This is a genomic window from Roseobacter sp. HKCC-CH-9351 (assembly GCF_037830295.1).
Lineage (GTDB): Bacteria > Pseudomonadota > Alphaproteobacteria > Rhodobacterales > Rhodobacteraceae > M30B80.
Genome location: NZ_JBBLYM010000001.1, coordinates 1,819,021 through 1,832,284, shown reverse-complemented (window position 1 = coordinate 1,832,284; position 13,264 = coordinate 1,819,021). Strand labels below are relative to the sequence as shown.

Below are 13,264 nucleotides of genomic sequence, written 5' to 3'. Positions count from 1 at the left end.
CCCAGCACGGGGTCAATTGCCAATACCCACCCGCATGATCGTGGCTTACTCCACCTCTTCGCCTGCTTGCGTCTTGCCAGATGTCACCACGCCGAGCGATTTCAGCTTGCGGTGCAGCGCGCTGCGCTCCATCCCGACAAAGCCCGCAGTCCGGCTAATATTGCCGCCAAAGCGGTTGATCTGGGCCATCAGATATTGCCGTTCGAACAATTCACGCGCCTCGCGCAAGGGCAGCATGGTCAAACCCGGTGAGAGGCTGGCCTCACTGGTGTCTGATTTTCCTTCATCGCTCATAGGAAGATCATCCAAGCTGATCGGGCCTGTCCCCTCGCCCAAGATCAAGACGCGCTCAATCAAGTTGCGCAATTGGCGCACATTGCCTGGCCAGCGCATGGTTTGCAAAGTTGCCATCGCATCATCGGCAATTTTGCGCAAAGCCAGACCTTGCTCGCGGTGGAACATCTCGATGAAATAGTCAGCCAAGACGGGAATATCTTCGCTGCGCGCTTCAAGGCTTGGCACCTCAATCGGCACAACATTGAGGCGATGATACAGCTCCTCGCGGAAGCGACCTTCGGAAATTTCGTTTGGCAGATGTTTTGTGGTCGAGGAAATCACCCGCAAATCCACATGCACCTTTGAAGCACCGCCAACGCGGGTAAAGGCCTGATCGACCAAAACCCGCAAGATTTTCGACTGCGTGCCAAGGGGCATATCCGCCACCTCATCAAGCAGCAAAACACCGCCATTTGCCTGCTCAAGTAACCCCTGCTCAACCCCGCGTTCGGGGCTTTCGCGGCCAAATAGCACCACCTCCATCTGATCAGGTGCAATCGCGGCACAGGCCACAGTGACAAAAGGCCCGTCCGAACGGTTGGAATGCGCATGAATATAGCGCGCGGCCATCTCTTTGCCACTGCCCGCAGGGCCTGTTAGCATCACGCGACCATTGGATTTCGTGACCTTATCCAATTGTGATTTGAGATTGCGAAAGGTGGCAGATTGCCCAAGCATTTCTCCAAACCGCATCTCGCCACGTTTCAGTGCCGAATTCTCGCGGCGCAGTTTGGACGTTTCCATAGCGCGGCGAATGACCACCAATAGCTGATCAATATTAAAGGGCTTTTCAATAAAATCATAAGCCCCCTGTTTAATCGCAGCCACCGCGATTTCGATATTCCCATGACCAGAAATGATGACCACGGGCACTTCCGGCATATCGCGCTTGACCGTTTTGAGGATATCAATCCCATCCATATGGCTGTCTTTAAGCCAAATATCGAGGATGATCAGCGCGGGCAGCTCTTGCTGCAATTGCGCCATGCATTCATCGGAATTTCCCGCCATGCGCGTGGAAAACCCCTCATCCTGCAGAATGTCGCAAACCAATTCGCGAATATCACGCTCATCATCGACAACAAGTATATCAGCCATGAATACCCCTCATTTAGCCAATCATTAACGGCAGGTGGATCACCGCCTGCGCTCCTTGATGCGCGCCATCCCCAAATGGCGGCGCATCTCTCAATTCTAGGCTTGCGCCATGTTCTTCGATTATTTTTTTCACAATCGGCAGGCCAAGCCCCGTCCCCTTTTCACGGGTGGTGACGTAGGGCTCGAAGAGGCGCGCGCGGTCTTCGGGCAGGCCAATTCCATTGTCGCTGATTGTGATTTTTAGCACGGGCTGCGCAGCACCAGTTTCAATCGCCAAAGCCACACGAACCTCGCCGTGATGGGGCGTTTGTGGATGTTTCTCGCGATATGTTTCGATGGCCTCGCCCGCGTTTTTGATCAAATTGGTAAACGCTTGCCCAATCATGGTTGCGTCAATCTCGGCCAAAATCTCGCCTTCGGGCTTTGTGAGGGTGATCTCAACCTCAGGCTGACCTGCGCGTTGAAGGGTCACAACCCCCTCCAACAGTTTGGCGATATCCTCACGGCGGCGGCTTGGTTCAGGCATACGCGCAAAGCGCGAGAACTCATCCACAATATGGGCCAGATCATTGGTCTGGCGCACGATAACATCGGTCAACTCTTTCAGGCTTTGACCGTCTTCTTCGGGCAAAATATTAGTAAATTTACGCGCCGCACGTTCCGCTGACAAACGAATAGGGGTGAGTGGATTTTTGATCTCATGTGCAATGCGCCGAGCGACATCGCCCCATGCGGCCATGCGCTGTGCCGCGACCAAATCGCTGACATCATCAAACGCAACCACATATCCCTCAATCGCGCCATCACTGCGCCCCCGCACCGCGATGCGCACCAAAAGCGTCTCTTGCGCCCCATTACGGGTGAGGCGCAATTCCTCTTGCAACGTATCGCTGCCCCGTTCCCGCAAGCGCGAGGGCAGATCAGCAAATTCAGGCACAAGCACCGCCAAGGCACCGTGATGGTGCAATTCATCTTCAGACAGACTCAAAAGCCGCTGCGCAGAGCGGTTGATAAACTCAACATCGCCCTCTGCTGTGACACCAATCACGCCGGCCGTAACTGAGCCAAGCACACTATCAAAGAGGCGTCTTTGCCCCTCGGTTCTATCATTTTGTTCAACCAAGCGATCGCGCTGCGCCTTCAGTTGCAAGGTCATCTGGTTAAACACGCGGCCAAGCGTTGCGATTTCATCGCCGCTTTTTTCCTCAGGCACGCGCGCCTCAAGATCACCTTCACCGATCCGTTCGGCGGCGGCGGCCAAACGCCCCACAGGACGCGACAGACGTTCGGCAAACCACAGCCCCAACCAAATGGCCGCCATGATCACAATCAGCGCAAAGCCAATATAGAGCAGGCCAAATTCGAATAAAACGCGCCCGCGCTCATTTTCCAATTGTCTGTAAAGCTGCACAGTTTGTTGGGTTTCATCAAGCAGTGACATAATCTGCCCATCCACCTCGCGGCTGACATAGAGATAGCGGTCAAGATATTGCGAGAGCTTCAGCAGGGCGCGAAACTCGTTTTGGGCGCGATCTTCGATCAACACCACCTCACCCTCAGCCGCACGGATAAGATCAGGGTCACTGGGTTGATCATAATCAAATAAATACGAGCGCTCCCCGCGCGCGCGAATTTCGCCTGTTGCACTGATCACATAGGCCTCACGCAGACCACGTTGGATAAGGCCCTGCCCTTGCCCCAAAAGGCGGCGAAGGTCGCCATCGGTGGCAGCCCCGTCATTGCGGGCGGCATTGTCCAAAAAGGCCGCAAAGGCGCGCACATCCTTGTCTAAATCCGTGCGATGTTCTTGTTGATAAGCAATGGCCGCATCCACCGAATTGCCAAGCGCGCCTGAAACGCGGGTCGAAAACCATCCTTCAAGTCCCATGTTCAAGGTAATGGTTGCAAAGACCGCGACCAGAATGGTCGGCAAAAGTGCAACAATCGCAAACACACCTGTCAGGCGCATATGCAATCGCGATCCTTGCGAGCGGCTGCGCCGTGCTGCGATCATCCGCACCACTTGGCGCGCCACGAGCGCGGCAATTACAAGAATGTAGACCAAATCCGCCAACAAGATCAGGCGCAAGGCAGGCGAAGAGGCTAAATCGCCAAGCGGGCCAAGCACCAAAAAGGTCAAAAGCGCCAACACAGGCCCGAGCGTTACAAGCCCCAATGTGCCTGCATTGCGCAAGCGTTTGGTGCTTTGTAACAGGATCAATCGGCGCCAAGCCGATATCGCCTTATCATTTGATGGCTTTGCCACCTGCCCCGCCTGTCTTTTACGCGGCCCGCAAAAGCGGCCACGAATTTCGCCTGACGCGCGCCATATGTCGCCCATATGTCACGCCCTGTGGCGGGTTTACATCAATTTGCGCCGCCGTGTCACGCGGATATCGAGATCAGAGACTTTCTTTCTGAGGGTATTTCGATTGATCCCGAGCAAATCGGCGCATTTCGCCTGATTGCCACCCGTGGCCTCAAGCGCGATTTCCAAAAGGGGCGTTTCAACTTCACGCAGGATTCGTGCGTGCAAGCCAGGGGGCGGCAAAACACCGCCATGGAGATCAAAATAACGCCGCAAATGCTTGGCCACAGAGGCGGATAAACGATCCCCATCGCCGCCGCCCGTAAATGGCTCCATCGCGGGCTGATTGCCAAGCACAATTTGCAATTCGGCACGCGCGATTTCTTCGCCCTGCCCTGTGACCACCAAACGGCGAATGGTGTTTTCCAATTGCCGCACATTTCCCGGCCATGAATAGGCGCGCATCAATTCAACCGCATCATCGGACAAGCGGCGCAAGGGCATGCCATCGCGTTCAGCGCGGATCAAGAAATGCTCGGCCAAAAGCGCAATATCATCAACCCTTTCGCGCAAAGAAGGCACAGAAATCGACACGCCCCCAAGGCGGTAGAATAAATCTTGGCGGAAATCGCCTGCATCCATTTTTTCGGACAGATCGCGCTGGCTTGTGGCCATTACACGGGCATCATTCTCGCGCATCGTGTCAAGCAGACGCACGATACGGGCCTGCGCCTCATCGCTGAGATCAGACACCTCATCAAAGAGGATCGAGCCGCCCTTGGCCCGCGCAAGCAGCGTGGAGGGGCCATCGACCCCCTCAAGATCATCGGCGCTTGCCACAACAAAAGGCAGCGTGCGAAGGTCTGAGAAATCATGGATCGCCCGCGCAATCAGGCTTTTGCCCGTGCCGCTTTCGCCAGAAATCAGAACGGGCAGATCGGTGTTCATCACCCGCGCAACCAATCGATAGAGCGCCTGCATCGCAGCCGTGCGCCCCACAAGCGGTAAATCATGTTGCGCGACAGTGGCGCGCGCCTCACCATCGGCGCCAGTATCCCGCGCAGGCGGCGCAACAGCCGCCCGCCGCTTTTGATCCAGCGCGCGGGCCGCGCGTTTCATCAAATCTGGCAAGTCAAAGGGTTTCGGCAAATAATCATAGGCATCTTTTTCGGCGGCTTGGATCGCCGTCATGATCGTATTTTGGGCCGATATGATTATGACCGGCAGGCCGGGGCGCGTTTCCGTGATCTTCGGCAATGTCTCAAGGCCATTGCCATCGGGCATGACCACATCAGAGATCACCAGATCGCCCTTGCCTTCTTCGACCCATCGCATCAGCGTCATCAAGCTAGAGGTTGCGTGAACCTTGCACCCTGCCCGCGTCAACGCCTGCGTCAATACAGTGCGGATTGTGCGGTCATCATCTGCAACCAGAACGGTGCCATCCATCGTCTCAACTCCTACTCACACGCCGCGCGGCGCGATTGGCAAAGATATCCGAAACACAGTTCGGCCCGGCACGCTGTCCAGCGCGATCCAGCCATCGTGGTCGGAAATGATTTTAGAAACCAAGGCAAGGCCAAGCCCCGTGCCATTTTCGCGCCCCGATACAAAGGGTTCAAAAATTTCGCTTTGACGCTCGGGCGCAATGCCTGGGCCATCGTCAATGATCTCGACCTGCAGGGGCATAGATGCGGCGCTGCCATCGCGTTTGCGCAGTCGCAAGCCCGCCTCGTAAAAACTGCGAATGGTGATTGTGCCCCCTTCACGGCCCGCTTCGGCGGCGTTTTTCAAAAGGTTCAAGAACACCTGCAAAATCTGATCTGAGTCCACCCAAGTCGGCGGCAAAGACGGGTCATATTGATCCAAAATGCGCATATGCGCAGCAAACCCCACCGCCGCAGATTTGCGCGCGCGATCAAGGATATCGTGGATATTAACCGCCTTACATTCAGGCGGACGCAGATTTCCGAATTCTTCAACCTGCTCAAGCAGTTTTACGATACGCCGCGTTTCCTCTACGATGAGATCGGTCAGCTCACGGTCTTCGCCGCTGGCATTCATCGAAATCAACTGCGCCGCACCCGTGATACCCGCAAGCGGGTTTTTGATCTCATGGGCCAGCATCTCGGCCATACCAATGGCTGATCGCGCGGCGGATTTACTGACCAACCCCCGATCAAGCCGCCCCGCCAATTCGCGGCTTTCAAGCAGCATCATCACCTGATCGCCCCCCTCGCTCACAGGGGCAAGCTGCACGTCACAAGATACTGGTTTTTTGGATCCTGTGCCAACATCCACACCGCCCACAAAAAGCGCGGATTGACCTTGACGCACGCGGGCCAAAGCCTCCTCCATCGGGGCATCCACAAAGACGCGATCCCAGACAGGGTTGCCTGTCAAACTGCGTTCGGATGCGTTCAGAAATGTCTCAGCCGCAGGATTGACCGATAGGATCAAATCGCCCCCGTCAATAATCAGCCCGGGGATTGGCAAGGATGACCAGATCATGTCAGATGTGACAGGGCTCATGCGGCGCAGCCCGTTTGTGCGTGCCCATCGGTTAGCGCCGCGCGCAGCAGGCGCAACACCTGTTCGGGGTCATCTGAGGTCAACACGGCACGGCGTGGTGCATCCCCAACACCAGCCGCATCCAGATACCAACCCAGATGCTTGCGGGCGACCTTTGCCCCCAGTGTTTTGCCGTAAAAGGACAGCATATCCTCGTAATGGCGCGCGATTATCTGAAAAAGAGCCGCACCTTTGGGGGTATCAGCGCGCGTCTGACCCGATAGACCCGCCGCGATATCGCGCAGCACCCAAGGCCGCCCTTGCGCAGCGCGCCCCACCATGACGCCATTTGCCCCCGATTGCGCCATCGCCCGCGTGGCGCTTTGCGCATCCACGATATCGCCATTGGCAATCAGCGGAATATCAACCACCTCACGAAACGCGCGAATGGCCTGCCAATTGGCATGGCCCTTATAGAACTGTGCGCGTGTGCGGCCATGCACGGTTAGCATGGCAATCCCCAAATCTTGGGCCATACGGGCGACCTGTGGTGCGTTTTCGCAGGCATCATCCCAACCAAGGCGCATCTTAAGGGTGACAGGAACCAAAACAGCACGTGTCACCGCCTCAAGCACGGCGCGGGCATGAGACAGATCGCGCAGCAAAGCCGCCCCACAGGCCCCCGCACCTGAGCCAGATGTGACCTTTTTCGCAGGGCAGCCCATATTGATATCAATGATCCTTGCCCCTTCAGCCTCTGCCATGCGGGCGGCCTCCCCCATCCAATGGGGATCGCGGCCAGCCAATTGAACGGCCGAGGCCGCAATGCCGAACCCAAGCTCGGCCTTCGCGCGGGCGGCGGGCTTGGCATTGACCATATCTTGGCTTGCTACCATCTCTGAGACGACCAACCCCGCCCCGAAAGACGCAACCAATTTGCGATAAGGCAAATCGGTGATCCCCGCCATCGGGGCCAGAAAGACGGGCGGGTCAAGAGTGATATCGCCAAGTTGGATGGGCATGTGCGCTATGCTGCCTATTCTTTGTGCAGATGGGTTTGGCGTAATCTGCTTTGGGGCGGGAGATCAAAAGAAACGCGACTTTATACTGGGGCAATTTACACAAATGCACAATATTTAATCACCACGACCAAAAAATGTGCAGGACGCTGATCCGTATTGTGCGTCATAGGCTTAGCCCCTATCACCTGATCCATGGATAAATCTGGCCCATCCCACACCGCACACTCTTTCACGGCCGCACCGCTCGTGGCGCTGGTTGTGGCCGCGGGTCGGGGCACGCGCGCAGGCGGCGGTTTGCCCAAACAATATCGCAGTTTGGGGGGCGTCCCTGTTTTGCGCCGCGCCGTTCGGGCGCTCTGGGATGCTGCGGATTTCGCGCAAACCATCGTGGTTATTCACTCCGATGATGAGGCGCTCGCCCGTGAGGCGCTTGGCGCGGATGCCGCGCGACTTACATTCGCCCTTGGCGGGGCCACGCGCAGCGCCTCAGTGCAGGCGGGTTTGGCCGCTGTGAATGATAAAACCGCCCATGTCTTGATCCATGATGCTGCGCGCCCCTTTGTGGCGGCCCGCATCGTGCAAGATGTGATTGCCGCGCTGCGCGAACCCAGCTGTTTTGCTGCCGCACCTGCCCTGCCCATGACCGATGCCCTGTGGCGCGCGGGCGAAGGCCACGTTTCACAAATTCAATCTCGAGATGGGTTGTTTCGCGCACAAACGCCACAAGCCTTTCATTATTCCACCATTTCACAGGCCTATGCAGCCGCAGGCGAAGACGCCGCGGATGATGTCGCCATTGCCCTTGCGCATGGCGTGAAAATTAAGGTGGTTGCGGGGGATGAACAAAATTTTAAACTGACCACAGCGGGGGATTTTATCCGCGCGGGCCATGTCATAGGGGCAAACGGCGCAATGAATATTCGGATTGGTAATGGCTTTGATGTTCATGCCTTTTGCGCGGGGGATCACGTGATCCTCTGCGGGGTGAAAATTCCACATGATCGCGCGCTCAAAGGGCATTCGGACGCGGATGTTGGGTTGCACACTGTAACAGATGCGATTTACGGGGCCTTGGCCGAAGGGGATATTGGCACCCATTTCCCGCCATCCGACCCGCAATGGAAAGGCGCGCCAAGCGACATTTTCCTCATTCATGCGGTCAAACTGGCAGCATCGCGTGGCTATGGGATCAGTAATGTTGATCTGACCTTCATGTGCGAGGCCCCAAAGATCGGGCCCGTCTCAGCCGCGATGCGTGCGCGTTTGGCAGAATTGCTGAGTATCGACCAAGATCGCGTATCGGTCAAAGCCACAACAACCGAGAAACTGGGCTTTACAGGCCGCAAGGAAGGGATCGCGGCGATGGCCACAGTCACATTGGTGAAACCATGACATATTGGATTGCAACTGTTTTTGGCGTGGGTCGCATGCGCCCTGCCCCTGGCACATGGGGCAGCTTGGCCGCGCTGCCGCTTGCATGGGCCTTGCATGAATTGGGCGGGTTTTGGCTGCTTGCCACGGCGACAATCGCCGTCTTTGCCCTTGGATCATGGGCGATTGAAACAGAAATCCGCAATGGCGCCGAAGATGACCCTTCGGAATTCGTGATTGACGAGGTTGCAGGGCAATGGATCGCGCTTTGGCCCGTCTCTTATGGGGCGATCTTCGCAGATGTCTCTATCTTGGCGCTGTGGCCAGGCATTCTGACAGCCTTTATCGCGTTTCGTCTTTTCGACATATGGAAACCCGCCCCCGTGGCTTGGGCAGATGCCAAGCGCGGCGGGGTTTGGGTGATGATGGATGATGTGATTGCAGGCTGGCTTGCCGCGCTTGTGGTCGCAATTCTGGCCGCCATTGCGCATCTATGGCTGATTTAAGCGCGGATATCATCCAGACGGCCCGCGACAAGGGGCTGCGCATCGCCACTGCCGAAAGCTGCACGGGCGGGATGGTCAGTGCCGCGCTTACCGATATTGCGGGATCAAGCGCCGTATTTGAGCGCGGCTTTGTCACCTATTCCAATCAGGCCAAAATTGACCTTCTCAATGTATCGCCTGAGACGCTTGCGGCGTTTGGCGCGGTTTCAAACGAGGTGGCGCGTGAAATGGCCCTTGGGGCCAAAACCCGTGCGGGGGTCGAGATGGCCGTGTCGATTACAGGCATCGCAGGGCCAGGGGGCAGCGCGCATAAACCTGAGGGCCGCGTTTGCTTTGGCCTTGCAAGCCCTGCGGGTGTGGCGCTTGAGCAAGTGGATTTTGGTGCGCTTGGACGCGCGAATGTGCGCATCGCCGCGCGCGATTACGCCTTGCGCCTGCTGCACCACACCATTTCGCAAAACGATTAAAATTTAATCACAGCGTGTAATTTGCGCATTAATTTCGCGCCAATTTGAAGATTGACCAAGATTTCATCGACCATTTCACAGCTTGCCTCTTTTTTCGTCAGATGAATCCCGCTTTGAGGCGGGCAAATGAAAAAAGAAGGGACGATGCAATGAATGCTGCCGATACAGCGTGGATCATAGTCGCCACAGCGTTGGTTCTATTCATGACCTTGCCAGGCTTGGCGCTTTTCTATGGGGGGTTGGTGCGTGCGCGTAACGTGCTCAGCGTGTTTATGCATTGCTACGCAATCGCCTGTTTGATGTCGATTTTATGGCTCGCTTTTGGCTACTCCATCGCCTTTGGATCTGGCACATCAGGATTTTGGGGCGGATTGGACAAGGCATTTCTCAACGGGGTCACCGCAGATAGCCTGTCTGGCAGCCTGCCGGAAATCCTGTTTTTTGCGTTCCAAATGACCTTTGCCATTATCACGCCCGCCTTGATTGTGGGCGCCTATGTGGAACGGGTTGGATTTGGCTTTGTGCTTTTGTTTTCTGCGCTTTGGATGCTGATCGTTTATGCGCCTGTCGTGCATTGGATCTGGGGCGGCGGCATGATGTCGGATGGTGGCATCTTTGGCGAGACAGGCGTGCGCGATTTCGCGGGCGGGATTGTGGTGCATGAAACCGCAGGCCTTGCGGCTTTGGTGATCGCAATTTTCTTGGGCGCGCGGAAAAATCAAACCACGCCCCCCCATAATCCGGGCTTTGTGATGATCGGGGCCGCGATGCTGTGGGTGGGTTGGTTCGGCTTTAACGGCGGCAGTCAGCTAGCGGCGGATGGCGGCGCGGCAATGGCGCTGACGGTCACCCATATTTCTGCCGCAGCAGCCTCGCTCAGCTGGGGGCTCTGGGAGCGCGTGAAATACGGCAAGACCTCGCTTGTGGGTGTCGTCACGGGCACGATTGCAGGTTTGGCCTCTATCACCCCGGCCTCTGGCTTTGTCGGGCCTGTGGCGGCGCTGATCATCGGGACAATTGCAGGCATTCTTTGCCAAGAGGCGGTGAATTTGATCCGCAATAAGGTCAAGATTGACGACACATTGGATGTCTTCGCTGTGCATGGTGTGGGCGGGATTTTCGGCACCATCATGATCGCCGTTTTTGGACAGGGTGCATGGGTGGCGCAGCTGGGTGCCTTGGCGGTAGTGGGCGCATATACCATCGTCTTGACCGTGGCCCTTGTAAAACTGGTTGGCATGATCACGCCGCTGCGCGTGGATGCAGAGACCGAGGTAAATGGCCTTGATCTCAGCGTCCATGGTGAACGCGCCTATGATATGAGCAGCTAAATCAGGGATTTACCTGATGACATGAAAGCGGGCTGTCAGGCCCGCTTTTTATTTTTTCCCATATAACGCCTCTGCGCGGGCCTCAAAGGCGCGCACAATCCGCGTCATCGCCTCATGGAAAAACATGCCTGCCGCCCCTTGCAGCAGGCGGTTTTTGAATTCGAAATCCACATCAAAGCTGACCTCACACCCGCCCTCGGGCAAATCACGCATGCGCCAATTGGAAATCATGTGGTAAAAAGGCCCATCAATATAGGCGGTTTCAATCCGCATTTCTGCATCGAACAGGCGCACGCGGCTGCCAAATTTTTCGCGGAACATCTTAAAACCCACGATTAAATCCGCCAACATTTCGCGATGGTCGCCCTGATCTGTCACACTGCGCACGCGTGCGGCCACGGCCCAAGGAATGAATTCAGGATAGCGCGCCACATCCGCCACAAGATCATAGATCTCATGGGCGCGATAGGGCAGCGTGCGCGTCTCGGAATGGGAGGGCATAGACAGCCTTTCATCTTTCTTTGCACCTTGTGATGTCTTAGATATGGCGGCGGAATTCAAGGTAATGAGCGCAAGAAAATGACAGATCGCCCCTATGAAATTGACGTTTTAATCTCGGCCAAGGCCATTGCCGCGCGGATCGAGGAACTGGCACGCGAGATTGAAGCGCGATTTGAGGATACCGATAAACTGGTGGTTGTGGGGCTTTTGCGCGGATCTTTTATGTTTATTGCGGATCTGTTGCGCGAATTGAACTTGCCTGTTGAAGTCGATTTCTTAGAGGCGTCTTCCTACGGGAATGAAATGACCTCCTCACGGGAGGTGCGAATTCTCAAGGATTTACGCGGCGAAATCGGGGGGCGCGATGTGTTGGTTGTCGAGGATATCGTGGATACGGGGTTTACCCTGAGCCATGTTCTGTCGCTGTTAAAATCGCGCGATCCGAAGCGGTTGGAAACCATCGCACTTTTGGATAAACCCGTGCGCCGCGAGGTGGACATCAGCGCCACATGGACGGGGTTCGAGATTCCTGATCATTTTGTTGTGGGCTATGGCATTGATTATGCGCAACGAAATCGCAATTTGCCCTTTATCGGTGCCGTGCGGTTCACCTAAGCCAATTGCAGCCAAGGCGATCTGCCCCCATATGACAGGGGCTAAATCGGTCTTGGGGGTGTAAGATGGGGCCAATATGGTTGATGCGGCCGGCCATATGGTCGATGTGATCCGAAACATGGCCATGCTGCAGCCCGATGATCGGGCCGCAATTGCGCAATATCTCAAAGAATTGCCTTAAGCACCTAATTTTGCCAAACGCGCCGCTTTGAGGCGGGCAAAATCATCACCTGCATGATAGCTAGACCGCGTCAAAGGCGTGGCCGAAACCATCAAGAACCCTTTGCCAAAGGCCGCCTTTTCATAGGCCTTGAATTCCTCTGGCGTCACAAAACGATCCACCGCGTGATGTTTCGGGGTTGGCTGCAGATATTGGCCAATGGTCAAAAAGTCGATATCGGCGGCCCGCATGTCATCCATCACCTGCAACACGGCTTGGCGGTCTTCCCCAAGGCCAACCATGATACCAGATTTGGTGAACATGGTCGGATCCATCTCCTTGACCCGCTGCAGCAGGCGCAGGCTATGGAAATAGCGCGCGCCAGGGCGCACCTCAGGGTAAAGACCCGGCACAGTTTCGAGGTTATGATTGAACACATCGGGCTTTGCACGCACCACGATTTCCAAAACACTTGGGTCGCATTTCAAAAAATCGGGGGTCAGGATCTCGATGGTCGTGTCAGGGGATTGACGGCGAATAGCGCGAATGGTCTGGGCAAAATGTTCTGCCCCACCATCCTCAATGTCATCGCGATCCACCGAAGTGATGACAACGTGGTTCAGGCCAAGTTTCTTAACCGCATCGGCCACGCGGCCCGGTTCGAAGACATCCAAGGCCTCGGGCGGCTTACCGGTTGCGATATTGCAAAACGTGCAGGCACGGGTGCAAACCTCGCCCATAATCATCATCGTGGCGTGACCTTGGCTCCAACATTCGCCGACATTGGGGCATCCCGCCTCCTCGCAAACGGTGGTCAATTTATGCTCGCGCATGATTTTATGCGTGGCCTTATAGCCTTCCCCAACAGGGGCCTTCACCCGAATCCAAGAGGGTTTTTTCGGCTGTGCCTGATCGGGGCGATGCGCCTTTTCTGGGTGGCGTTGCTCGGGCAATTTAAGGTCGCGCATGGGTCTGGCTCCGTGACGTTGCGGGGGTAATTTAATCCCTTTGCTACACGATTGTAACCCCACAGATCAC

At 56.2% G+C, this 13,264-nt stretch carries 12 protein-coding genes; 5 read left to right on the top strand and 7 right to left on the bottom strand.

Annotated features, from left to right (window positions below; all coding sequences use genetic code 11):
* Positions 1-45 precede the first annotated feature (45 nt).
* Genes ntrX through dusB form a run of 5 tightly spaced genes read right to left on the bottom strand, consistent with a single transcriptional unit; the run spans position 46 to position 7,275 of the window.
* Positions 46-1,434 (bottom strand): nitrogen assimilation response regulator NtrX, encoded by a 1,389-nt coding sequence (gene ntrX, locus AAC632_RS09185; RefSeq protein ID WP_340296704.1) that lies wholly within the window; start codon positions 1,432-1,434, stop codon positions 46-48.
* A 13-nt stretch (positions 1,435-1,447) separates the two neighbouring features.
* Positions 1,448-3,775, bottom strand: coding sequence for a sensor histidine kinase NtrY-like (locus tag AAC632_RS09180; protein ID WP_340296705.1), 2,328 nt, complete (start codon positions 3,773-3,775; stop codon positions 1,448-1,450).
* Between the two features lie 21 nt (positions 3,776-3,796).
* Positions 3,797-5,191: a response regulator gene (locus AAC632_RS09175; RefSeq protein WP_340296707.1), complete on the bottom strand. Its 1,395-nt coding sequence runs from the start codon at positions 5,189-5,191 to the stop codon at positions 3,797-3,799.
* A 15-nt stretch (positions 5,192-5,206) separates the two neighbouring features.
* Positions 5,207-6,274, bottom strand: a complete 1,068-nt coding sequence (locus AAC632_RS09170; RefSeq protein ID WP_340260695.1) for a two-component system sensor histidine kinase NtrB — start codon at positions 6,272-6,274, stop codon at positions 5,207-5,209.
* Positions 6,271-7,275 carry a tRNA dihydrouridine synthase DusB gene (gene dusB, locus AAC632_RS09165; RefSeq protein WP_340296709.1) on the bottom strand — a complete coding sequence of 335 codons (1,005 nt, stop codon included), beginning with the start codon at positions 7,273-7,275 and terminating at the stop codon, positions 6,271-6,273. The genes AAC632_RS09170 and dusB overlap by 4 nt, the downstream gene beginning before the upstream one ends.
* A 192-nt stretch (positions 7,276-7,467) precedes the next feature.
* Between dusB and AAC632_RS09160 the strand changes: the two genes are divergently transcribed.
* The 4 genes from AAC632_RS09160 (at position 7,468) to AAC632_RS09145 (ending at position 10,950) form a co-directional block, all read left to right on the top strand.
* The gene (locus AAC632_RS09160; protein ID WP_340296711.1) at positions 7,468-8,667 is read left to right on the top strand and encodes a bifunctional 2-C-methyl-D-erythritol 4-phosphate cytidylyltransferase/2-C-methyl-D-erythritol 2,4-cyclodiphosphate synthase; all 1,200 of its coding nucleotides are present in this window, start codon (positions 7,468-7,470) and stop codon (positions 8,665-8,667) included.
* Positions 8,664-9,152 carry a phosphatidylglycerophosphatase A family protein gene (locus AAC632_RS09155; RefSeq protein ID WP_340296713.1) on the top strand — a complete coding sequence of 163 codons (489 nt, stop codon included), beginning with the start codon at positions 8,664-8,666 and terminating at the stop codon, positions 9,150-9,152. Before AAC632_RS09160 ends, AAC632_RS09155 begins: the two co-directional genes overlap by 4 nt.
* Positions 9,140-9,619 (top strand): CinA family protein, encoded by a 480-nt coding sequence (locus AAC632_RS09150; protein WP_340296715.1) that lies wholly within the window; start codon positions 9,140-9,142, stop codon positions 9,617-9,619. Before AAC632_RS09155 ends, AAC632_RS09150 begins: the two co-directional genes overlap by 13 nt.
* A 149-nt stretch (positions 9,620-9,768) precedes the next feature.
* Positions 9,769-10,950 carry an ammonium transporter gene (locus AAC632_RS09145; protein ID WP_340296717.1) on the top strand — a complete coding sequence of 394 codons (1,182 nt, stop codon included), beginning with the start codon at positions 9,769-9,771 and terminating at the stop codon, positions 10,948-10,950.
* Positions 10,951-10,998: 48 nt separating this feature from the next.
* On the opposite strand, the gene AAC632_RS09140 is transcribed toward AAC632_RS09145, so the two are convergent.
* Positions 10,999-11,451, bottom strand: coding sequence for a type II toxin-antitoxin system RatA family toxin (locus tag AAC632_RS09140; protein ID WP_340296718.1), 453 nt, complete (start codon positions 11,449-11,451; stop codon positions 10,999-11,001).
* A gap of 78 nt (positions 11,452-11,529) precedes the next feature.
* Between AAC632_RS09140 and hpt the strand changes: the two genes are divergently transcribed.
* Positions 11,530-12,066, top strand: coding sequence for a hypoxanthine phosphoribosyltransferase (hpt, locus tag AAC632_RS09135; protein ID WP_340296720.1), 537 nt, complete (start codon positions 11,530-11,532; stop codon positions 12,064-12,066).
* 177 nt (positions 12,067-12,243) lie between these two features.
* On the opposite strand, the gene lipA is transcribed toward hpt, so the two are convergent.
* Positions 12,244-13,194, bottom strand: coding sequence for a lipoyl synthase (gene lipA, locus AAC632_RS09130; RefSeq protein WP_317654603.1), 951 nt, complete (start codon positions 13,192-13,194; stop codon positions 12,244-12,246).
* Between the last annotated feature and the right edge of the window lie 70 nt (positions 13,195-13,264).

What these genes read in the sequence shown, in the direction of transcription:
- ntrX (WP_340296704.1), bottom strand. Translation starts at nt 1,434, where the DNA reads ATGGCTGATATACTTGTTGTCGATGATGAGCGTGATATTCGCGAATTG.
- AAC632_RS09180 (WP_340296705.1), bottom strand. Translation starts at nt 3,775, where the DNA reads ATGGGCGACATATGGCGCGCGTCAGGCGAAATTCGTGGCCGCTTTTGC.
- AAC632_RS09175 (WP_340296707.1), bottom strand. Translation starts at nt 5,191, where the DNA reads ATGGATGGCACCGTTCTGGTTGCAGATGATGACCGCACAATCCGCACT.
- AAC632_RS09170 (WP_340260695.1), bottom strand. Translation starts at nt 6,274, where the DNA reads ATGAGCCCTGTCACATCTGACATGATCTGGTCATCCTTGCCAATCCCC.
- dusB (WP_340296709.1), bottom strand. Translation starts at nt 7,275, where the DNA reads ATGCCCATCCAACTTGGCGATATCACTCTTGACCCGCCCGTCTTTCTG.
- AAC632_RS09160 (WP_340296711.1), top strand. Translation starts at nt 7,468, where the DNA reads ATGGATAAATCTGGCCCATCCCACACCGCACACTCTTTCACGGCCGCA.
- AAC632_RS09155 (WP_340296713.1), top strand. Translation starts at nt 8,664, where the DNA reads ATGACATATTGGATTGCAACTGTTTTTGGCGTGGGTCGCATGCGCCCT.
- AAC632_RS09150 (WP_340296715.1), top strand. Translation starts at nt 9,140, where the DNA reads ATGGCTGATTTAAGCGCGGATATCATCCAGACGGCCCGCGACAAGGGG.
- AAC632_RS09145 (WP_340296717.1), top strand. Translation starts at nt 9,769, where the DNA reads ATGAATGCTGCCGATACAGCGTGGATCATAGTCGCCACAGCGTTGGTT.
- AAC632_RS09140 (WP_340296718.1), bottom strand. Translation starts at nt 11,451, where the DNA reads ATGCCCTCCCATTCCGAGACGCGCACGCTGCCCTATCGCGCCCATGAG.
- hpt (WP_340296720.1), top strand. Translation starts at nt 11,530, where the DNA reads ATGACAGATCGCCCCTATGAAATTGACGTTTTAATCTCGGCCAAGGCC.
- lipA (WP_317654603.1), bottom strand. Translation starts at nt 13,194, where the DNA reads ATGCGCGACCTTAAATTGCCCGAGCAACGCCACCCAGAAAAGGCGCAT.